Source organism: Candidatus Defluviilinea gracilis (genome assembly GCF_057138825.1).
This window is the reverse complement of sequence record NZ_DBNHEF010000074.1, coordinates 243,532-264,143: the sequence shown is the minus strand read 5'-3', so window position 1 is coordinate 264,143 and position 20,612 is coordinate 243,532. Positions and strand designations below refer to the sequence as shown.

At 56.5% G+C, this 20,612-nt stretch carries 17 protein-coding genes; 12 read left to right on the top strand and 5 right to left on the bottom strand.

The features are described 5' to 3' along the window. Nucleotides 1–29: 29 nt before the first annotated feature. Nucleotides 30–1,010: a GGDEF domain-containing response regulator gene (locus tag AC16KF_RS13950; protein WP_484037940.1), complete on the top strand. Its 981-nt coding sequence runs from the start codon at nucleotides 30–32 to the stop codon at nucleotides 1,008–1,010. A 342-nt stretch (nucleotides 1,011–1,352) separates the two neighbouring features. On the opposite strand, the gene AC16KF_RS13945 is transcribed toward AC16KF_RS13950, so the two are convergent. Then, nucleotides 1,353–2,177: a hypothetical protein gene (locus AC16KF_RS13945; protein WP_484037939.1), complete on the bottom strand. Its 825-nt coding sequence runs from the start codon at nucleotides 2,175–2,177 to the stop codon at nucleotides 1,353–1,355. A gap of 271 nt (nucleotides 2,178–2,448) precedes the next feature. Between AC16KF_RS13945 and galK the strand changes: the two genes are divergently transcribed. The 11 genes from galK to AC16KF_RS13890 all read left to right on the top strand — a co-directional run bounded on the left by galK (nucleotide 2,449) and on the right by AC16KF_RS13890 (nucleotide 15,092). Beyond that, the gene (galK, locus tag AC16KF_RS13940; RefSeq protein ID WP_484037938.1) at nucleotides 2,449–3,618 is read left to right on the top strand and encodes a galactokinase; all 1,170 of its coding nucleotides are present in this window, start codon (nucleotides 2,449–2,451) and stop codon (nucleotides 3,616–3,618) included. 11 nt (nucleotides 3,619–3,629) lie between these two features. Next, nucleotides 3,630–3,782: a hypothetical protein gene (locus AC16KF_RS13935; protein ID WP_484037937.1), complete on the top strand. Its 153-nt coding sequence runs from the start codon at nucleotides 3,630–3,632 to the stop codon at nucleotides 3,780–3,782. 1 nt (nucleotide 3,783) lies between these two features. Continuing rightward, the gene (locus AC16KF_RS13930) at nucleotides 3,784–4,089 is read left to right on the top strand and encodes a hypothetical protein (RefSeq protein ID WP_484037936.1); all 306 of its coding nucleotides are present in this window, start codon (nucleotides 3,784–3,786) and stop codon (nucleotides 4,087–4,089) included. An 850-nt stretch (nucleotides 4,090–4,939) separates the two neighbouring features. After that, the gene (locus AC16KF_RS13925; RefSeq protein WP_484037935.1) at nucleotides 4,940–5,332 is read left to right on the top strand and encodes a hypothetical protein; all 393 of its coding nucleotides are present in this window, start codon (nucleotides 4,940–4,942) and stop codon (nucleotides 5,330–5,332) included. Further along, complete coding sequence (locus tag AC16KF_RS13920) at nucleotides 5,329–6,180, top strand: c-type cytochrome (RefSeq protein ID WP_484037933.1); 852 nt, start codon at nucleotides 5,329–5,331, stop codon at nucleotides 6,178–6,180. The genes AC16KF_RS13925 and AC16KF_RS13920 overlap by 4 nt, the downstream gene beginning before the upstream one ends. Nucleotides 6,181–6,325: 145 nt before the next feature. Next, the gene (locus AC16KF_RS13915; protein ID WP_484037932.1) at nucleotides 6,326–9,985 is read left to right on the top strand and encodes a nitrate reductase subunit alpha; all 3,660 of its coding nucleotides are present in this window, start codon (nucleotides 6,326–6,328) and stop codon (nucleotides 9,983–9,985) included. 75 nt (nucleotides 9,986–10,060) lie between these two features. Beyond that, nucleotides 10,061–11,575 (top strand): nitrate reductase subunit beta, encoded by a 1,515-nt coding sequence (gene narH / locus AC16KF_RS13910; RefSeq protein WP_484037931.1) that lies wholly within the window; start codon nucleotides 10,061–10,063, stop codon nucleotides 11,573–11,575. Nucleotides 11,576–11,718: 143 nt separating this feature from the next. Beyond that, the gene (gene narJ, locus AC16KF_RS13905; protein ID WP_484037930.1) at nucleotides 11,719–12,327 is read left to right on the top strand and encodes a nitrate reductase molybdenum cofactor assembly chaperone; all 609 of its coding nucleotides are present in this window, start codon (nucleotides 11,719–11,721) and stop codon (nucleotides 12,325–12,327) included. Nucleotides 12,328–12,344: 17 nt separating this feature from the next. Then, complete coding sequence (gene narI, locus AC16KF_RS13900) at nucleotides 12,345–13,019, top strand: respiratory nitrate reductase subunit gamma (protein ID WP_484037929.1); 675 nt, start codon at nucleotides 12,345–12,347, stop codon at nucleotides 13,017–13,019. 210 nt (nucleotides 13,020–13,229) lie between these two features. Beyond that, nucleotides 13,230–13,844, top strand: coding sequence for an FmdE family protein (locus AC16KF_RS13895; protein WP_484037928.1), 615 nt, complete (start codon nucleotides 13,230–13,232; stop codon nucleotides 13,842–13,844). Between the two features lie 174 nt (nucleotides 13,845–14,018). Beyond that, complete coding sequence (locus AC16KF_RS13890; protein ID WP_484037927.1) at nucleotides 14,019–15,092, top strand: tellurite resistance/C4-dicarboxylate transporter family protein; 1,074 nt, start codon at nucleotides 14,019–14,021, stop codon at nucleotides 15,090–15,092. Nucleotides 15,093–15,108: 16 nt separating this feature from the next. Here AC16KF_RS13890 and AC16KF_RS13885 read toward each other — a convergent pair whose 3' ends face one another. The 4 genes from AC16KF_RS13885 to leuC all read right to left on the bottom strand — a co-directional run bounded on the left by AC16KF_RS13885 (nucleotide 15,109) and on the right by leuC (nucleotide 20,429). Further along, nucleotides 15,109–15,648, bottom strand: coding sequence for a hemerythrin domain-containing protein (locus AC16KF_RS13885; RefSeq protein ID WP_484037926.1), 540 nt, complete (start codon nucleotides 15,646–15,648; stop codon nucleotides 15,109–15,111). A gap of 114 nt (nucleotides 15,649–15,762) precedes the next feature. Further along, the gene (locus tag AC16KF_RS13880; protein WP_484037925.1) at nucleotides 15,763–16,833 is read right to left on the bottom strand and encodes a 3-isopropylmalate dehydrogenase; all 1,071 of its coding nucleotides are present in this window, start codon (nucleotides 16,831–16,833) and stop codon (nucleotides 15,763–15,765) included. Nucleotides 16,834–16,929: 96 nt separating this feature from the next. Continuing rightward, nucleotides 16,930–18,999 (bottom strand): LeuD/DmdB family oxidoreductase small subunit, encoded by a 2,070-nt coding sequence (locus AC16KF_RS13875; protein WP_484037924.1) that lies wholly within the window; start codon nucleotides 18,997–18,999, stop codon nucleotides 16,930–16,932. 173 nt (nucleotides 19,000–19,172) lie between these two features. Then, the gene (gene leuC / locus AC16KF_RS13870; protein ID WP_484037923.1) at nucleotides 19,173–20,429 is read right to left on the bottom strand and encodes a 3-isopropylmalate dehydratase large subunit; all 1,257 of its coding nucleotides are present in this window, start codon (nucleotides 20,427–20,429) and stop codon (nucleotides 19,173–19,175) included. Between the last annotated feature and the right edge of the window lie 183 nt (nucleotides 20,430–20,612).

Sequence of the window (20,612 nt, the reverse complement as noted above, 5' to 3'; positions counted from 1 at the left end):
GTCTGCGCTCCTCATCCGCGAATCATAGTATGGCAATCCTTCTCATCGTTGACAAGAACCCAACGGATCGCCGGGCATATACAACATTATTGGGGAATTATGGCCATCGCTTTCTCGAAGCCGAGGACGGCGTTCAGGCTTTGGAAGTCGCGCGCGCCGAACTCCCCGATCTGATCATTACCGATATTCTCATGCCAACCATGGATGGGTTTACACTGGTGCGCCGCCTGCGGGCAGAACCGTTGCTGATGGGAATCCCTGTGGTTTTCCAAACGTCCAATTATGATGAGACGGAGATACACAAATTGGCGCGCGCCAGCGGGGTGACGCACATTCTCCGCAAGCCCGCCGAGCCGCAAGCGATCTTGCGGGCGGTGAATGACGCGCTTAAGAATCCAACGATCCCTTCCCGGTTGCCGCAAACCGGTCAACTACAACGCGAACATTTGCAATTACTTGCCGATAAACTCTACGAAAAGGTTTCCGCGCTCGAAGATGCCAATGAGCGCCTGCGAAACCTATCCCTCATAGACGGCCTGACCGGGCTGAACAACCGCCGCGGCTTCATGATCCTGGCGACCAATTTATTGAAGTTTGCGCGGCGGGCAGGGTATGCCTCCTCCCTGATCTACATTGACCTGGACAGCCTGAAAGCCATCAATGACATGTTCGGTCACGCCGGCGGAGACGCGGCTCTGGTTAACTTTGCCCGCATCTTAACTTCCACATTTCACGATTCAGACGTGAGCGGGCGCCTGGGCGGCGACGAGTTTGTCGTCCTGATCGTGGATGCGACCCATAACGATCTCGTCAACATACAAGCGCTCCTGCAAAAGAACATAGACGCATACAACCGACAGATCGAACCCGAACGCGCCTTATCTTTCAGCATGGGAAGTATCCGCGTGGAATCCGATTCCACAATTTCTATGGAAGAGTTCCTCACGCAGGCAGATGAGGCGATGTACAAACACAAACAGAGTCGCAAACGGGCAGGGAATAAAACCTAGCCACCTGATAGTTAATAGGACTTACGCAGTTGAACCTGTTGCGCCGTAGTTGCGCTGCCGCGGCGGCACGATTTGCTTGGCAAATCGAACTGCCCGCCAACTGCGTAAGTCCTGGTTAAGAAACAGCCGCTCAGAGTTTTTCTCAGACTCTCTGCGCTCTCTGTGGCAAAAGAAATGTCAACCTTCCGACTAACTACCCGACACTTTCCTTTTTTGGACGCTGACCGCGAAGCGCGCTGAAAACGCTGATAAAAACTTTCGCCCGTTTTTTGAAAAATCCGCGTTTATCTGCGTTTTCTGCGTGAATCAGCGTCCCGATTTTGAAAGTATAAGGTCATCAACTCAACCCTCTTGTTTGGACGCGTCTCGGAACCGAAACAATGACCTCAACCCCTTCCACGGATTCTCCCCGCGTAGCATCGCGCGTCCATGCAGGAACAGGCTCACTTGCGACAGACCGAACCAAAGGAAGAAGACCGTCAGCGCAACGGACGCGATATCGATCCACACAGGCAGGTTCGTTTTGGCTTCCTCCACCTGCGCGCGCCAACCTGTCACCTTCTGCTGGTATCCATTCACTTCGGCAAGAAAACCCTCCAGGCTCGCGCGCGTTTCGTCAAAGTCTCCGCTGAAAAGTTGCGAAGCCGAATCAAGCAACACCGAAGCCTGCTCGGCAAGCTCGCTCAGATCGCCGATCTTTGATTCCAACGCATCGGCGGAATCGATCAGGTCGGTCAGGGTTTTATCGGGAATGTTGACATTGATGAACGGGACGATGTTCACCCCAAGGATCGTCACGCGCGCATTTTCGAGCGTATCACGCGCCGCGATCAGGCGCTCCTTCGCCGTTTTCAATTCGGGGACGAGTTCATCATCGAGCGTGGTCTGCACATCTTCGAAGAACGCTTGCGGATCGTTCCGCGTGAAGTCGTTCAACGCCTGTTCGGTGGAATCGAGAATGCCCAACGCGCGTTCCAACTCGACGCGCGAACGATCCAACGCTTCCTCGCCCTGACGTAAGGCTGTTTCGATCTCCCCAAGCCGCGCCACCCCCTCGCGCGTCAGCGGACCGTTCAACCACCACACCATCGGAATCCCAATCATGCTCAACAGCAGGAAGAACCCGCTCAAGACGATCAACGCGCGCGATACAATGTTGCGAGCCATACAGTCCTCCGATTCTCTTGCAACCGATCCAAAATGATATTACGACCTCTCTACCGTACATTTGCACCGCTAAGTGTCGCCATGGCGCCATGCGACACCCGCAAAGAACGCAAAGAAAACCTTTTTCACTTGGCGACCTTAGCGTGCTTTGCGGTAAAAATCTTCTCATGTACGGTAGAGAAATTACGACAAATCTACAACTTGCGCAGGTTCAGGTACACTTATGGCAGACCTCGGCGCAAGCCACGCCGGGTTCACCGAATGATACACAATGGACATGAATTCCGCCACATCACAATTTAAAGATCGCTTTGGTTATTCCCCGGCGCATATTATCCGCGCGCCCGGGCGCGTTAACCTGTTGGGCGAACACGTGGACTATAACGATGGACTCGTTCTCCCCGCCGCCATCGACCGCGCCACGCACATCGCCTTCTCCCCCTCTACCGCGAATCATTCCACCATTGCGGCTGTGGATTTCGACCAGCAGGCGGTGTTCTCCGTGGATGGGTTATCCGCCAAAACCCAAAGCGACGGTTCGCCGCTCCCTGAATGGGCGCATTATCCCGCCGGCGTGATGTGGGCGCTTCGCGAAGCGGGGCTTGCCGCGCCCGCAATGGACGCGGTCTTTCTCTCGAATGTGCCGCGCGGCTCCGGCTTGAGTTCCTCCGCTTCGGTGGAAATGGCGTTCGCGTTGGCGTGGCAAACCCTCGGCGGTTGGACGCGCTCGCCCATGGAACGCGCTTTGCTTGGACAGAAAGCCGAGAACCAATATGTGGGCGTCCATTGCGGGATCATGGATCAGTTCGCTTCCGCGTGCGGGGAGGAAAACAAAGCGCTACTGCTCGATTGCCGCTCGTTGGAATACCGATCCCTGCCGTTGCCCGAAAGCGTGTCGCTGGTGGTGGCAGATACCACGGTTCGGCGCAAGTTGACCAGCGGCGAATACAACAACCGTCGGAACGCCTGCGAGGCAACCGTAAAGTTACTCAAAGCGAGCTTGCCGGGCATCACATCGTTACGCGACGTTGCATTGGAAGATTTCAATCGGCTGGCAAAGGGACTACCCCCCGAACTGGAGCGCAGGTCGCGTCACGTGGTGGAAGAGATCGGGAGGGTGAACCAGGCGCAATCGCGGCTTGAAGCGGGCGATATCCAGCAGTTTGGTCAGTTGATGAATCGATGTCACGCCAGCCTGCGCGATTTGTATGAAGTGTCCATCCCCGAACTGGATACAATGGTGGAGATTGCGCAAGGGTTGCGCGGGTGTTATGGCGCGCGCCTGACCGGCGCGGGCTTCGGCGGTTGCACGATCAATCTTGTGGAGCGCGATCAGGCTGGCGAATTTGTCGAACGCCTGGCAAATGGATATGAATCTAAAACGGGGCTTCACCCTGAGATTTATATTTGCCGCGCGTCAGATGGGGCAAGGTTGTTATAAAGGAGTGGGAAGTGAACCCTGAAATCCATCTTCGGCTGGCGGGGTTAAATCTACAGGGTATTGCGCAAATGTCGTTATGCGGCATTCCTCCGCCTCAAGCCGATCAGGCGCAAACGTCGACCGTCTACTTGGATGAGACGAAGACAGCAAAACACAAGGATTAACATGAATAATTGGTATATGAAATCGCTAGGCGATGGGATGTGGGCGCCGATGGCTTGCGCGGAGATCGAAGAGAAATTCCAGCCGATGTTTGAATCTGTTGGCAAGCCCATCACAATGGCGGTTTTTATCCGCCGCGAGGAAGGGGATGTGCATTGCGAAGTCACCGCGTTTTTTTCTCCCGCCGCGCGGGGGTTTGCTGAATCGTTCGGCGCATCGCCATGCGCCCCTCCCCCGCGCGAGGGATTGGAATTACTGGCGGGGGATAAAAATTGCTGGTCGGCGTTATTCTCCCAGTCCGATATATAAAATCGGGATTTGATTACCTTACACTTTAAGATCGAGACGCTGACCGCGAAGCGCGCAGGAAACGCAGATTTTTCTTTCTTTCAGATCAGCGAAATCAGCGTTTCCCCTGCCCTTGCGGGCGGCGCAAGGGTCTGCGTCCAAAAAGCATTGTGTCAGGTAATCAGAATTGGGATATAGTCAGGGCGCGCATTTTGTCCACTACTCTCCTCGAAATTCCATGAGAGCGGCGAAAATGCGCGAAGATGGGTGGATAGCGGATAAATCTTGGGGTGTGTGTAAATTCCAGCGATTTTGGCTCTATTGTTTCTGACGGGATTGCGACTCGCAGAAAGATTCTTTGCCACGAATTTACACGGATGTTCACGAATGTTTTAAACAATCCGTCTGATTACCTTACACTTTCAAAATCGGGACGCTGATTCACGCTGAAAACGCAGATTATTATTTTTGAATCAGCGAAAATCAGCGTTTGTCTGCGTCCCAAAAGCATTGTGTAAGGTAATCAAACAATCCGTGTGAATTGCTAAGGTTGTTGGGCTTTCCCGTTCATAACGGTCGAGCCATCCAGCGCGGCGAACGGTTGATGCGTTTTACGATCAACCCGCGTTATTCGCCGTTTCATTCAAGAACTAGTTCCCCTTTCAACAAGATTTTTTTGCATAATCACTCTTTTCTCGTTCTTAATGCGAGGGGAAGAGGTATTCGATTACGTTGCCTTTTTCTGTATTCTGAAAGTGATTTCTTTCTTCGCGGGTTGATCTGTGTTGCGTGGAGGATGGTTCGCAATGCGTGACAGGAACGGATAACACCGCATTCGCTTACGGTTGATTCCATTCATTTGAGATCGCGCATGAAAAAACATCGTGTATTGCTGGTGTGTTCGCAACATATTTTTGGCGCAGGCATGGAAGGCATGTTACGCGCCGCTGAAGATGTGGAGTTGATCGGACCATGCGGCTTGGGGGAGGATGTCTGCGCGAAGATAGCCGAAGCAAGCCCGGGCATGATCCTGATCGTAGATGAAGATTCGCACAGCGAAGCCGGCGCAAGGCTGACCTCGGTCATCATGGCATCTTACCCTAAACTTCCCATCGTCCGCGCCGGACTAACCGAGAACGTTGTGCGCGTGTATTCGGCTCACACCCTGCCTGCCCGCGGCGCCGATCTATTGGAAATCATTCGCAAATTGCCTGTCGCGGTTGAGGCGGGCAAGTTATCAGACGAGAGGAGTGAATCGGAATGATCAAGTCATCCATCCCAAAATCTTTTTTGTTTGCGCTATTGACGACAACGATATTTGTGCTTGTCACTGCCACGGTCGCTTTCGCGCAACCCTCCGCCCAAACACCGGACGGAGAAACGCTCTTCAAGACGAAGTGCGCGGCGTGTCACACGATCGGAAGCGGTGACTTGGTGGGTCCCGACCTTGCCGGTGTCGCCGATCGCCGCGACCGAGCCTGGCTGGCTCAATGGATTCTCACGCCCGATCAAGTGTTGGCTTCAGGCGACCCGATTGCCACAGAACTGCTGGCGAAATATAACAATATTCCGATGCCGAATTTGGCGCTGACCTCCGAAGAGGTGGATGCGCTTCTTGTCTATTTGGGAAGCGGCGCGACAGCGGGCGGAGGCGCAACCGGACTCCCCGCAGGCGATGCGACGAGCGGCAAGGCTTATTTTGTCGGCGATAAACGCTTCGAGAACGGCGGACCGCAGTGTATGTCGTGCCACAGTGTGGCAGGGATCGGTTCCCTCGGCGGTGGAAACCTCGGTCCCGATCTGACGACCAGCGGTTTCGTCCAATCGGATGCGGCGTTTGCATCTTTCATGGGCGCGCCATCCACGCAAACGATGGGCTCGATCTGGGCGAACACGCCACTGACGCCGCAAGAGCAAGCAGACTTGTACGCGTTCCTGAGCAAGGCAACGGTCACACAACGGGAGCCAAGCGCGTTGTTGCAGATCGCCCTGCTTGCCATTGCGGGCGCGGCGTTGTTGATAGCGCTGGCGAATTTCTATTGGGGTAAACGCCTGAGAGGCGTGCGCAAGCCGATGATCGAACGAACGTTGGCGATGAAGGCGAGAAAGTAGTGAAAACGGCAGAGTGAACTTTGCCGTACGGCAAGATTCATCTTGCCAATTGCGGCGCACAGTGAACTTTTTTAATAGCAAGGTTTATCTTGCCATATCGAGCGCACAGTGAACTTTGCGGTACGGATTAACGGAGGCATACGCCATGAGTTGGATTCAAGATTTGGTCAACCCGCAAGCCCGCCAGTGGGAGGAGTTCTATCGCAACCGCTGGCAGCACGATAACATCGTCCGCAGTACGCACGGGGTGAACTGCACGGGCGGATGTTCGTGGCAGGTCTATGTGAAAGACGGCATCATCACGTGGGAGATGCAGCAGGTGGATTACCCGCTGTTACAGGATGGATTGCCGCCCTACGAGCCGCGCGGCTGTCAGCGCGGGATCTCCGCGTCGTGGTATGTGTACAGCCCGATCCGCGTTAAGTATCCGTACGCGCGCGGCGTGTTGCTGGATTTTTGGCGCGAGGCGCGCGCGAGCGGAAAAAGCCCGGTCGAAGCGTGGAAGTCCATCATGGAAGATGACGAGAAGCGCAAGCGTATCCAAAAGGCGCGCGGCAAAGGCGGATTCCGCCGCACGAATTGGGATGAAGTGCTGGAGATCGTCGCCGCGGCAAATTTATACACCGCGAAGAAATACGGTCCCGACCGCGTCTTTGGCTTCTCGCCCATCCCCGCGATGTCGTATCTTTCATACGGCGGAGGTTCGCGCTTCTTGCAACTGTTCGGCGGCGTGAACATGAGTTTCTACGATTGGTACGCCGACCTGCCGAACGCCTTCCCTGAGATATGGGGCGACCAGACCGATGTGTGCGAATCGGCGGACTGGTACAACAGCAAATACATCGTCTCGATGGGATCGAACTTGAATATGACGCGCACGCCCGATGTGCATTTCATCTCGGAGGCGCGACACGAAGGCGCGAAGTTCGTCGTCATTGCGCCGGACTTTTCTCAGGTGGCGAAATATTCCGATTGGTGGATCCCGGTCAAGGCGGGGAACGATACGGCGATCTGGATGGCGGTCAATCACGTCATCTTGAAAGAATTCTATGTGGATAAGCAAGTCCCGTATTTCGTCAACTATCTCAAAGAGAATACGGACATGCCGTTCCTGATCGAGTTGGAAAAAGACGGCGACAGTTACAAGGCGGGACGTTACATCCGTGCGAATACGGTGAAGCGATACAAGGACGTTGAGAACGGCGAATGGAAGTTCCTTGTGCACGATGCGAAGGCGAACGCGCCGCGCATGCCCAAGGGCGCGGTGGGCGACCGCTGGAGCAAGGAAAAGGGCAAGTGGAATATCAAGATGGAAGACGGACTGGATGACGCGCCCATCGAGCCGACGCTTTCGTTTTTGGGCTCGCAGGATGAAACCGTAAATGTCCAGTTCTATGAATTCGCGGAACAGAAGACCGCGTTACGCGGCGTGCCCGCCAAATACATCGAGACCAGCGATGGGAAGACATTGGTCACGACCGTGTTCGATCTGGTCATCTCTCAATTTGGCGTGGGGCGCGGACTGCCCGGCGAGTACCCGACGAGTTACGATGAGATCGGCGCGTACACGCCCGCCTGGCAGGAAGCGTATACGAACATCGGGCGCGACACGATCATCCGCCTCGCGCGCGAGTTTGCCAACAACGCCGAAGCGACGAACGGCAAATCCATGATCATCGTCGGCGCGAGTATCAATCACTGGTACAACAACAATCTTGTCTATCGCGCGCCGATCTACGCGCTGATCCTGTGCGGTTGTTGCGGAGTCAACGGCGGCGGGATGAACCATTACGTGGGACAGGAAAAACTGACGCTGGTCGCGCCGTGGACGAGTCTCGCGTTCGCGCTCGACTGGCAGAAGCCGCCGCGTCAACAGCAATCGCCCACCTGGCATTACGTCAACAGCGACCAGTGGCGTTACGAAGGCGACTTCACCGAGTACGCCCACGTCCCGCCTGAAACGAAATGGGCGAAGGGTCACGCGATGGACCTGGAAGCGATGGCGGTGCGCATGGGCTGGATGCCGTACTTCCCCCAGTTCAAAGAGAATAACTTCGATGTGATGAAGAGAGCCGAAGCCGCAGGCGCGAAATCTGCGGATGAGGTTTCCAAATGGGCGGCGAAGCAAATCAGCGACGGCAAACTCGAACTCGCCGTGGACGATCCCGACGCAAAGGAGAATTGGCCCCGTGTGTGGATCATCTGGCGCGGCAACGCCATTCAATCCAGCGCGAAGGGACACGAGTTCTTCCTGCGCCACTACCTCGGCACGCACGATAACATCATTGCGGAGGAACACGCGAAGGATAAGGTGAAGACCGTGAAATTCACCGAGCCCGCGCCGCGCGGCAAAATGGATTTGATCGTGGACCTCAACTTCCGTATGGACTCCTCCGCGCTGTATTCGGATATCGTCCTGCCCGCCGCGTTCTGGTACGAAAAGAACGATCTCAACTCCACCGACTTGCATTCCTTCGTTCATCCGTTGGGACAGGCTGTTCCGCCCGTGTGGGAATCGAAGACCGATTGGGAGATCTTCAAAGCCTTCGCAAAGAAGATCAGCGAACTTTCGGCGGACGTTTTCCCCGAGCCCGTCAAAGACCTGGTGATGACGCCGCTCAAACACGATACGCCCGATGAACTCTCGCAGCCCGACGTGAAAGATTGGCGCGCGGGCGAATGCGACCCCGTCCCCGGCAAGACCATGCCGCACTTCCATGTGGTCGAGCGCGATTACGCCAATCTGTACAACAAATTCATCTCGCTCGGACCAAACCTCCGCAGGGATGGCATCAGCGGCAACGGTGTGCAAATCCCCATCGCGGAGTTCTACGATGAATTGATGAAGAATCCCGTCGGCGGCTCGCCCGACCCGCGTCACATGCGCTGCGTGGAATGGGGCGGGAACAGATATCCGTCGGTGGAAGACGCGCTCGACGCGGCGAATGTCCTGTTGTATCTCGCGCCCGAAACGAACGGCGAAGTCGCCTATCAGGCATTCAAACACGAGGAGGAGCGCGTTGGATTGCCGCTGGCAGATTTGGCTGAGGATGTGCGCGGCGTCCGCATGACGTTCTTCGACCTGACGCGGCAAGTGAGACGCACGCTCATCAGCCCGTGCTGGAGCGGCATCGTCAACGATGGACGCGCGTATTCGGCGTGGTGCATGAGCATCGAGCGGCGCGTCCCCTGGCGAACGTTGACGGGACGCCAGCACTTTTACATCGACCACCCGTATTACATGGACTTCGGCGAAAACCTGCCGACCTTCAAACCGAAACTCGTGGCAAAGCCCGGCGACTGGAAGAAGATCGGCGACATCGTGAAAAGCCCCGTGGACGACAAGAGCCTGATCCTCAACTACATCACGCCGCACGGCAAGTGGAACATCCACTCCACGTACAAGGACAACCATCGCATGTTGACTCTCTCGCGCGGCATGGATCCCGTGTGGATCAACGACAAGGAAGCCGAGAGCGTGGGGATTGTGGATAATGATTGGGTCGAAGTCCACAACGACAACGGTGTCGTCGTGACTCGCGCCGCAGTTAGCGCGCGAGTCCAACCTGGAACATGCCTGTACTATCACGCGGTCGAGCGGACGGTCTTCATCCCCAAGTCGCAGATTCGCAACGGAAAACGCGCGGGCGGTCACAACAGCCTGACGCGCACCCGCATCAACCCGGTACAGTTGGCTGGCGGCTACGCCCAGTTCACATACTCGTTCAACTACTGGGGACCCATCGGCGTGTTCACGCGTGATACGTATTGCGTGGTGCGGAAGATGGAAAAGTTGGAGTGGTAAGGAAACAGTACCGCAAAGTTCACTTTGCGAAATACGCAAGGCGAACCTTGCGGTACTACTCAAAGGAGCAAACACATGGACATACGCGCGCACGTTTCAATGGTCTTCCACCTCGATAAATGCATCGGCTGTCACACGTGTAGTGTGGCGTGTAAAAACATCTGGACCGATCGCAAAGGCACCGAGTACATGTGGTGGAATAACGTCGAGACCAAGCCCGGCACGGGCTATCCGACGTTGTGGGAAGATCAGGAAAAATACAAAGGCGGCTGGGAAAAGAAGAATGGGAGGATCGAATTGAAATTGCACAGCCGCCGCGGCGGGTTGACGAACATTTTTCACAATCCCTATCTGCCCACGATCGACGACTACTACGAGCCGTGGACGTACGACTACGAGAATCTTTTCAACGCGCCCGAAGGCGACGACCAACCCACCGCCCGCGCCGTTTCGATGATCACAGGCAAACCGATGGAAAGCATCGAAGCGGGACCCAACTGGGACGACGACCTTGGCGGCTCGCCCCTCTATGCCCGCAACGACGTCAATCTCGACGAACTGACCGAAGACGAGCGCGAGCAACTCAACGAGGTTGAACGCGTCGTCTTCTTTTACCTGCCGCGCATCTGCAATCACTGTCTCAACCCCGGTTGTGTGGCGGCGTGCCCCGCAGGCGCCATCTACAAACGCGGCGAAGACGGCATCGTGCTACTCTCGCAAGAGAAGTGCCGCGCCTGGCGCATGTGCATTTCAGGATGCCCGTATAAGAAGACCTATTTCAACTGGTCTTCGGGCAAATCGGAAAAGTGTATCTTGTGCTACCCGCGCCTCGAATCGGGACAACCCCCCGCCTGCTTCCACTCCTGTGTGGGACGCATCCGCTATTTGGGAGTTCTGCTTTACGACGCGGACCAGATCGAGAAAGGCGCTTCTGTCGCGGACACGGACCTGGTCGCCGCCCAGCGAGCCATGATCATGGACCCGTTCGACCCCGAAGTCATCGCCGCCGCGCAGAAGAACAAGATCTCCGACGCGATGATCGCCGCCGCGCAGAATTCGCCCGTGTATAAGTTCGTGAAGAAGTGGCAGATCGCGCTTCCGCTTCACCCCGACTTCCGCACATTGCCCATGTTGTTCTATGTCCCGCCGATGCTGCCCGTGCTGGCGAAAACGAAAGACGGCAACTACGATGTGGAAGGCTTGGACAAGGAAAACTTCCCCGCCATGCTCAGTTCGCTCGAGAAGGCTCGCATGCCGATCAAATATATGGCGAGCATGTTCTCGGCGGGCAACGTCCAAGTGGTGGAAGAGGTCTATCGCAAGTTGATCGCCGTGCGCATCTTCAAGCGCGCGCAAAAAGTAAAAGACTACCAGCAAGCCGAAGTGGATGCCGCGCTTGCCTCAGGAAAGACGAACGCCGAAGAAGTGGAAGCCATCTTCCGCCTGACCTCCCTGCCGACCTACGAGGAGCGTTTCGTTGTCCCGCCGCTGGGGCGCGAATCTGCGGTGGAGGCGTGGGAGAAACCGCTCACCCGCAAGCAGGAAGCGGGCTTCGGCATCCGCAACAAGATCGCCAAGAGGAAATTCTAATGAAACGCAAAACCATTAAACAAAACACAAAGGCTTGCACTGAGCCTGTCGAAGTGACACGAAGTACACAAAGGTTTTAAAGAATTTCCTTCGTGTCCCTTTGTGACCTTCGTGTTTAAAAAGAATTTCGTGGAGACTCACTAATGTACACCGAATTGGAAATGCGTCAGTTATATCAATGCTTTGCGCGCATGTTGGAATACCCCGCAGGCGGCACGTTGCAAGCCGCGCTCACAGCGCAGGGCTTGCTCGCGGATGAAAACCCCGAAGCCGCCGCCTTGTTGAACGACTTTCACGAGTATGCCAAATCCCTGCCGCCCGGCCGACTCGAGGAAGTGTATACCGGCACGTTCGATCTCGACGCGGCGTGTCATCCTTATGTGGGTTATCACCTCTTCGGCGAGACGTATAAACGCAGCGCGTTTTTGGTGGAACTCAAACAACGCTACAACGCGGCCGGCTTTACCTTCTCGGAGACTGAATTGCCCGATCATCTTGCCGTGATCCTGCACTTCCTTGCCATGACGAAAGACAACACGCAGGCGGAGGAGATCGCCCGCGACGCGTTGCTTCCGGTGTTAGACAGGATGACGGGTCGCGCCAAATCGGAGGGCTTCGACGAGGACGAGTCGCCGTCGGCGGAGGCAAAGCCCGAAAAGCGGAACCAGTTCCAAGTGGTGTTGGAAGCGCTGCGTTTCGTCCTGAGGAATCAATTCCAGGTTCTCAATGTGCTGGAGACCTCCAAGGTCTGACAAAGAAGGAGCTTCATATGTTCGACAACGCCTTATTCATTGGTTTCCCGTATGTTGCTGTCGCTATTGCGATCGTGGTATCCATCTATCGCTTCTGGTTCGACCCATATTCCTATTCGAGCCAGTCGTCGCAATTTTTGGAGAACCGCGTCTTATTTTTCGGGTCGGTGCCGTGGCATTACGGCATCATCATCATTTTGCTGGGGCATATCACCGCGTTGTTGTTCCCCAGTCTGTGGGGCTTGTTCACCGCGAACCAGACGCGCCTATACGTATTGGAAGTGATCGGACTTTCGCTCGCGTTGATGGCGACAGTGGGATTGGCAATTTTAATATATCGCCGCATCGCAAACGCCCGCGCGAACTCGGTCACCTCCGAGTTGGACTGGGTATTGCTGGTCGTCCTGTTGCTTCAAGTTGGGCTTGGTTTTTGGGTGGCATATTATTATCGCTGGGGCTCGGACTGGTATTTGCATACTGCCGTGCCGTGGCTGATCTCGCTCGCCAAATTTCAGCCGAACATCGCCTCTGTTGCCGCTCTGCCGTTCTGGGTTAAGTTCCATTTCGTTGGAGGGTTTGTTGTCATATTGTTGTTGCCCTTCACGCGCCTCGTGCACCTGCTCGCCTACCCGCTCTCGTATTTGTGGCGCGAACATCAAGTGGTGATCTGGAATCGCTCGCGCATGAATTGATGAAGATCGCCTTGATTCGGTTTTTGCCGCCGCGCAAATGACAAACGGGAACCGCAAAGGTTCATTTGTCATTCTCAGCGCTTCACGAAAGTTCAGGCGACAGTTCGATGTGCCTGGCAAATCGTGTCGCCTGACTTGACGCAGTACTACTGCGTCAAGAACATGTTTTCGTGACCTACTGATTCGGCTCAGATTTGCTATACTGGATACATGAAACCCCTCGACGAAATTCTGCGCGACTCTGCGACTCGTCACCGCCGCCTCTGTCCTCGACAGGTGTTGGGCGCGCGCGTGGGGATGTTTGCCGCCTCTCTCCTGACCCTCGACCTGCCCCAGTCCGACAAGCGTCTCCTCGCTTTCGTTGAAACCGACGGCTGTTTCGTAGACGGAGTCTCCGCCGCGACAGGCTGTTACGTTGGAAGAAGAACCCTGCGCGTGGAAGACTTCGGTAAGACCGCCGCCGTCTTTGTGGATACGCGCGTCGAACGCGCCGTCCGCATTGCGCCGCGCCTCGACATCCGCGAACTTTCGAAAGAATACGCCCCCGAAGCAAAAAACCGTTGGGAAGCGCAACTGCTCAGCTACCAGACCATGCCCGACGAAGACCTGCTGGGCTTCAAATGGGTGACCATGCGCATTAACATCCCCGCCTTGATCGGGCAGGCAGGCGCGCGCGTCAACTGCGATGCGTGCGGCGAAGAGATCCTCAACCAGCGCGAAGTCCTCTGGGAATCGAAAATTCTCTGCCGCGCCTGCGCAGGACAGGCATACTACGCGGAAGTGGAAAGTCACACAGCCTTCAAACTGCCGCGCGAAGCGGGATAGACCACCGTTTCGAAGGTTTGGATAAACGAGAACCTTCGGGACAGTGAGCCATTAAATGGAAGGACGCCTCATTAGGAGCGATTGTAAGGAAGAATGTCTTTTGGGGTGGTGATGAATATAACATCGTCAGGGGGGAACCTTGTGGTACAAAATAACGGACTTCACGAGAAACCCATGACCCCAAAAAACAACCCATCCCTCTGGCGCATATTCACCTCAGCCGCGGACGGACTCCCGCCCGCTTATTTTGCCCTCGTCATGGCGACGGGCATCGTCTCCATTGCGGCGAAATTGGAAGGCATGCCAGCAATCGCATGGGCGCTGTTCGGCGCCAACATCGTCTTTTATATCATCCTCTGGGCGCTGACAATCGCGCGTCTTATCCGCAATGTTTCGGGCGTTGTCGCCGACCTGACCAGTCACGAACGCGGGCATGGATTTTTCACAATCGTCGCTGGCACCTGCGTGCTTGGCAGGCAGTTTCACATCATCGGCGATAACTCCTTCATCGCCGCCCTGCTCTGGTGGCTTGGGCTGTTGCTTTACTTTGTATTGATGTACACCTTCATCGCCGCTGTAACCGTGCGGGAGGTAAAGCCCGCGTTCGAAAACGGTTTGAGCGGCGGATGGCTGCTGCTCGTCGTTTCCACCCAATCCCTCTCGGTGACGGGTGCCAGCCTGACCGAATATTTTGGACCCCTGGCAGAGGCGACCCTCTTCTTTACGCTGACCATGTTCCTGCTTGGCTTTATGCTTTACATCCTTGTGATTTCGATGATTTTTTATCGCTTCACGTTCTTTCGATTACGACCGGAAGAACTGGCGCCGCCTTACTGGATCAATATGGGCGCGATGGCAATCACCACGCTGGCTGGCTCGGTCCTCATCCTCGAGGCGAATCACTGGAAATTGATTCAGGACATCATGCCCTTCCTGAAAGGGCTCACACTTCTCTTCTGGGCGACCGCCACCTGGTGGATTCCGCTTCTCTTGATTCTCAGCGTCTGGCGGCATGGCACCAAGCGCGTCGCCATCGCGTACGAGCCTTCGTATTGGGGACTGGTCTTCCCGCTCGGCATGTACACCGTCTGCACATTTCAACTCGCCAGGGCGCTGGGGTTAGATTTTCTCTACGCCGTGCCGCAATACTTCGTGTATTTCGCCATCGCCGCGTGGACTGCCACATTCATCGGGCTTGTGATTCAACTGGCGCAAAAAATAAACGCTTCTGCCCGCTCCCAAGCCTGAAGTCGAATTTCAACAATCACGCTCCCCAACCCGCCAACTCCTCCGCCACCCTCGTATACTTCTCGCCCGTCCCGCGCTCGTCGTCGGCGCGGTGGAAGTCTTTGAGCAGTTTCGATTCCTCGTCCGCAAGAATGTTGTCTGCCATCGGGAAGAGGACGTTATCTTCTTTTTGGATATGCTCGCGCAACAAGGCGGCATAATCCTGCGCGTGTTGAACCAGCTGGGGTTTGGCGCGCGCGTCGCCCGCGTTGATTCGCTCCGCGCACTCGACCATGCCTCGTATGAATCGGCGTCCCTGCTCGTGTTCATCCATAAACACGGACACGGGGTCTTCGTTTTTTGGGAATCCATGTTCTGCGAGCGCGACGAAGAGAATGCCTTCCTCTTTTTGGTGATGCGTCCCATCGGCGAAGTTGCGGAGGAAATCAGCCGCTTTGATAAAGAACTCCATCGGCACATCATCTCCCGCAGAGAGATGGTCGGCGGCGGCTTCGAGCGCGGTCAACACTGTTTCGATGACGCGATGTTCGCTCATGAGGATGTCTGTGGTTTGCATGATGGCTCCTGATATTTTGAGGGTGTGAAACGAATTAGCCACAGAGACCACAGAGTTCGCAGAGATTTAAAAAGATTTTCTCTGTGGTCTCTGTGCGCTCTGTGGCAAAAAACTCTACGGTGCTTTCCGAACCTGCCCCACAACCATATCGCCGATCTGGCTTGTGCTCAGTCCGCTGGAGGCGTCGAGCGAGGGGATCTGCCCGCTGGCGAGCAAATGCTCCACGCTGGATTCGATGCGACCCGCAGAATCCGATTCGCCGAGGTAATCGAGCATCATGCCCGCCGCCATGATCGCCGCCAGCGGACAAGCGATGCCCTTCCCCGCAATATCGGGCGCGGAGCCGTGAATCGGCTCGAACATGGATGTCTTGCCTGGGTGCAAATTGGCGGAGGCGGCGATTCCGATTCCGCCTTGAAGCATCGAACCGAGGTCGGTGAGGATGTCGCCGTAGAGGTTGGTGGTCACGAGGGTGTCGTAATATTCGGGCTTTTGGATCATCAGCATCGCGAAGGCGTCCACATAGGCGTGATCCTGTTGGATGTCGGGATAGTCCTTCCCCACTTCGGCGAAGACGCGCGTCCAAATCTCCTGCGGGCGGATGGCGTTGGCTTTGTCCACGAGCGTGAGATGACCAGGCTTCTTGTTGCTGGAAGCGCGCGCGCGCGCGAGTTCAAACGCATAGCGCACGGCGCGTTCGATCCCGACCCGCGTATACAGGCTGGTGGATGTGGCGACTTCATCGGGCGAGCCTTTTTTGAGGATGCCGCCGATCTGGGTGTATTCGCCTTCGGTGTTTTCGCGCACCACGGCGAAGTCAATGTCTGCGGGGGTCTTGCCTTTGAGCGGGCACAAATTTTCAGCGTAGAGTTTGATCGGGCGGAGATTAATGTACAGGTCCAGACCGAAGCGCAGACCGAGGATGACCGAGCGCTCGACCAGCCCCACTTCCACTGCGGGGTGACCGATCGCGCCGAGAAAGACCGCGTCCAGCGTTTTCCATTCTTCGATCACTTTCTCTGGCACGAGTTCTTTGGTCTTGAGATAATGCGCGCCCGAATAAGGATACTCGACGAGGTTGCACTCGAAGCCCTCAGCGACGGCTCGCAAAACCTTCAACGCTTCGTTCGTGACCTCGGGACCGATCCCGTCTCCCGCGATGATGCCGATGTTGTATGTTTTCACTGATCCTCTCCACGATAAAAAGCAATTCACCACGAAGGTCACAAAGGGGCACAAAGGAAATGCCTTTAACCTTCGTGTACTTCGTGTCCTTTGTGTTTAAAGAGATCTCTCCGCCAGCCGCTCCTCCGCATAGGCGAGCAGACCGCCCACGTCAATGATGCGGCGCAGGAATTCGGGGAAGGGCGCGGCTTGATATTGTTTGCCCGTCGTCAGGTTGCGGATGACGCCCGCGGCAGGCTCGACCTCGATCTCATCGCCCTCTTTGATCCCATCCACCGCCTGCGGACATTCGAGAATGGGCAGACCGATGTTGATGGCGTTGCGGAAGAAGATGCGCGCAAACGACTTGGCGATGACCGCCGAAACGCCCGCGGCTTTGATGGTGAGCGGAGCCACCTCGCGCGACGAACCACAGCCGAAGTTTGAATCCGCCACGATCACATCTCCGCGCTTCATCTTTTTGACGAAGTCCGCGTCGGCGTCTTCCATGCAATGCAGGGCGAGCTCGCGCGGGTCGGCGGTGTTGCAGTGACGGGCGGGGATGATCGCGTCGGTATCCACGTTCTTGCCGAACTTCCAACTGTGACCGTGAATGCGCACGCGCTCGCGCAGGTATTCTTTTTGCGCCGCGCCGTCGGTCATGCGCGGGAGCGTCTCGAAGAAGAGAATGCGGTCGGGGCGGGCGTAATCGGGCAAACGCGACTCGGCGAATTCCAACACATTTCGCGCCGAAAGTTTCGCGTCGTCTTGAAGCACAATGCAGGCGCACGTCAACTCGCCATAGATGAGATCGGGCGCGCCGACCACCGCCGCATCCTTCACGCCTGGGCAGGAACGCAAAACCATTTCAACCGCGCCTGGGTAAATTTTGAACCCGCCGCGCATGATCACTTCGTCCTTGCGCCCGACGATCTTCACGGGCCCGTCCGCGTCCATCACGGCGAGGTCGCCCGTGTGAAGCCAGCCGTCCGCATCCAACACTTGCGCGGTGGCTGTCGCGTCGCCCCAATAGCCTGTCATCACGTTATAGCCGCGCGCGCACAACTCGCCCTCTTCGCCGTTTGCGAGAGTCTCGCCGTTTGCGCCGATCACTTTAATTTCCACGCCGTCCATCGCAACGCCGACCGTTTCCGTCGCGGTGATGGGACCGTCGTCGAGTTGGGTCATGGTGATGGCGGGCGAGGCTTCGGTCAACCCGTAGCCGATGAGCAATTTGAATCCCATCTCTTCGCGCGCGCGGCGGACGAGTTCGGGCGGGCAGGGCGCGCCAGCCATAATTCCCGCGCGAAGCGTGGCGCAGGCTGAAGGGTCGAAGTCTTTGTGATTCAATTCCAGCGCGAACATCGTCGGCACGCCCGAAAGAATCGTCACTCCCGTTTCCTTCACCAGCCTCAGCGCCTCACTCGGACGATAATGCGGCAGGCAGACCAACTGCGCTCCCGCCACCGCGCAGGCAAGCATGACCGCCGTGAAGCCGAACGTGTTCGAGAGCGGAACCGCGCCGAGGAACACATCCTGAGCCGAGCAATTCATCCGCTCTGCCATCTCTGCCGCGTTGCGGACCATGCCGCCGTGCGTCAACGTCGCGCCGCGCGGCTCGCCCGTGCTTCCCAGCGAGTGGATGATCGCCGCCGCGTCGCGCGGTTTGGCGGAGGCAGGCGGGAGCGCCGCCGTGTCTTTGAGCAAACTCTCCCACGCGATAACATCCTTCTTTTTATTTGATTTGGAACTGGAGACGGAGACGATAAACTCCAACTCTGGGATTTGACCCCGCATCTCCAGCGCGATTTCGAGATGGTCCACGCCGTCGAACTGTTTCGCCTCTGAAAACGCGACCAGCGCGCGCGGCTTCGTCTTTGCGAATCGCGCCAGCGCATCCGCCTTGTCGCGGCGGACGTTGATCGGCACAAGGACGAGTCCCGCTTTGGCGGCGGCAAAGACCGTGACGACGTACTCAGGCGTGTTGGGCAGGATCACAGCGAGGCGGTCGCCGGGTTGCAGACCCAGCCCGCGCAGTCCCGCCGCGAGCGAGGCGGCTTGCAGTTCCGTCTCCGCGTAAGACCAGCGTTCCTCGCCGAGGCGAAGGAAAGTCTGGTTGGGGAATCGCGCCGCCTGCACGCTGAGCAATTCGCCGATGGTTGTGTCGTGAAATGTTTCGTATGTCATAAGTTTATTTCCTGATTCTCAAAAAAGAATTAGCCACGAAGGGCACAAAGATCACGAAGGTTTAAAGCTCGCTCAACGAGATGCCTTCTTTTAGACCACCGCGCGTGATGATCTAAAACAAAAAACCGAAACCGTCACTCAAACCAATTTTGTGTACTTCGTGTCCTTCGTGTTTATAAATCTTTCGGAGAGATGATCCTCCCCGCAATGGCGGAGGCGGCGGCGACGTAGGGGTTGGCGAGATACAGCTCGCTGGAGGTGTGACCCATGCGCCCGCGGAAGTTGCGGTTGCTGGTGGAGATGCACTTCTCGCCCGCCGCCAGCACGCCCATGTGACCGCCGAGGCACGGTCCGCACGTGGGCGTGCTGACCGAGCAATTGGCGGAGATGAAGATTTCGATCAACCCTTCGCGCAGGGCGTCGAGATAGACCTTCTGCGAGCCAGGGATGATGACCGCCCGCACGCGCGGATGGATCTGATGCCCCTTGAGGATCTCCGCCGCGGCGCGCAAGTCTTCGAGGTTGCCGTTGGTGCACATGCCGATCACCGCCTGGTCGATCTCCACTTCGTTGAGTTGCGAAACAGGTTTGACGTTTTCAGGGATGAACGGCACAGCCACGAACGGCTCGAACTCCGACACGTCGAATTCATAGACCTGCGCGTATTGCGCGTCGGGGTCGCTTTGCAGGTACAAGCCGTCCTCGCGCCCGCGCGCGCGGATGAACGAACGGGTCATTTCATCCGCCGCGAACAAGCCCGCCTTCGCGCCCGCTTCGATCGCCATGTTCGCCATCGAGAAGCGGTCGCTCATATCGAGATGTTCCAGCGCCTCGCCCGCGAACTCCATCGCCTGATACCGCGCGCCTTCCACGCCGATGCGCGCGATGGTGTGCAGGATCAAGTCCTTGCCGCGCACCCACTTCTGCGGCTTGCCGTGATAGACGAACTTGAGGCTCTCTGGCACTTTCATCCACAACTCGCCCAGCGCCATCGCCACCGCCGCGTCGGTCGAGCCGATGCCCGTGCCGAACGCGCCAATGAATCCGTGCGTGCAGGTATGTGAGTCGGCGCCCGCGATCAGGTCGCCAGGGACGATCATGCCCTGCTCGGGCAAAAGGATGTGCTGGATGCCCGCCCGCCCCACATCGTAAAAGCGGATGCCGTGCGCGTTCGCAAACTCGCGGCATTGCTTGACGATCTCCGCCGATTTGATGTCTTTGGCGGGCGTGAAGTGATCCATGATGAAGACCACCTTCTGCGGGTCCCAGACGCGCGCGCCTTTGATCTTCTCGAACTCTTCAATGGCAAGCACGCCCGAAAGTTCGGACGCCATCACCAGATCCACGCGGGCGTTGATGAACTGCCCAGGGTAGAGTTCCTTCTGGTCGCATTTTTCAGCCAGGATTTTTTCCGCAAGAGTATGTGCCATACTTATCTACCTCGTTTCTACCTCGTATAAGATTCTCTTTCCGTGAAAAGAATAAAATCGGATTTTCTATCGTACAGGAAAGATTTTTTACCGCAAAGCACGCTAAGGTCGCCAAGTTAAAAAGGTTTTCTTTGCGTTCTTAGCGGTGCAAATGTACGGTAGAGAGAAATCGGAAGGATGAAA

What these genes read in the sequence shown, in the direction of transcription:
- AC16KF_RS13950 (WP_484037940.1), top strand. Translation starts at nt 30, where the DNA reads ATGGCAATCCTTCTCATCGTTGACAAGAACCCAACGGATCGCCGGGCA.
- AC16KF_RS13945 (WP_484037939.1), bottom strand. Translation starts at nt 2,177, where the DNA reads ATGGCTCGCAACATTGTATCGCGCGCGTTGATCGTCTTGAGCGGGTTC.
- galK (WP_484037938.1), top strand. Translation starts at nt 2,449, where the DNA reads ATGGACATGAATTCCGCCACATCACAATTTAAAGATCGCTTTGGTTAT.
- AC16KF_RS13930 (WP_484037936.1), top strand. Translation starts at nt 3,784, where the DNA reads ATGAATAATTGGTATATGAAATCGCTAGGCGATGGGATGTGGGCGCCG.
- AC16KF_RS13925 (WP_484037935.1), top strand. Translation starts at nt 4,940, where the DNA reads ATGAAAAAACATCGTGTATTGCTGGTGTGTTCGCAACATATTTTTGGC.
- AC16KF_RS13920 (WP_484037933.1), top strand. Translation starts at nt 5,329, where the DNA reads ATGATCAAGTCATCCATCCCAAAATCTTTTTTGTTTGCGCTATTGACG.
- AC16KF_RS13915 (WP_484037932.1), top strand. Translation starts at nt 6,326, where the DNA reads ATGAGTTGGATTCAAGATTTGGTCAACCCGCAAGCCCGCCAGTGGGAG.
- narH (WP_484037931.1), top strand. Translation starts at nt 10,061, where the DNA reads ATGGACATACGCGCGCACGTTTCAATGGTCTTCCACCTCGATAAATGC.
- narJ (WP_484037930.1), top strand. Translation starts at nt 11,719, where the DNA reads ATGTACACCGAATTGGAAATGCGTCAGTTATATCAATGCTTTGCGCGC.
- narI (WP_484037929.1), top strand. Translation starts at nt 12,345, where the DNA reads ATGTTCGACAACGCCTTATTCATTGGTTTCCCGTATGTTGCTGTCGCT.
- AC16KF_RS13895 (WP_484037928.1), top strand. Translation starts at nt 13,230, where the DNA reads ATGAAACCCCTCGACGAAATTCTGCGCGACTCTGCGACTCGTCACCGC.
- AC16KF_RS13890 (WP_484037927.1), top strand. Translation starts at nt 14,019, where the DNA reads ATGACCCCAAAAAACAACCCATCCCTCTGGCGCATATTCACCTCAGCC.
- AC16KF_RS13885 (WP_484037926.1), bottom strand. Translation starts at nt 15,648, where the DNA reads ATGCAAACCACAGACATCCTCATGAGCGAACATCGCGTCATCGAAACA.
- AC16KF_RS13875 (WP_484037924.1), bottom strand. Translation starts at nt 18,999, where the DNA reads ATGACATACGAAACATTTCACGACACAACCATCGGCGAATTGCTCAGC.
- leuC (WP_484037923.1), bottom strand. Translation starts at nt 20,429, where the DNA reads ATGGCACATACTCTTGCGGAAAAAATCCTGGCTGAAAAATGCGACCAG.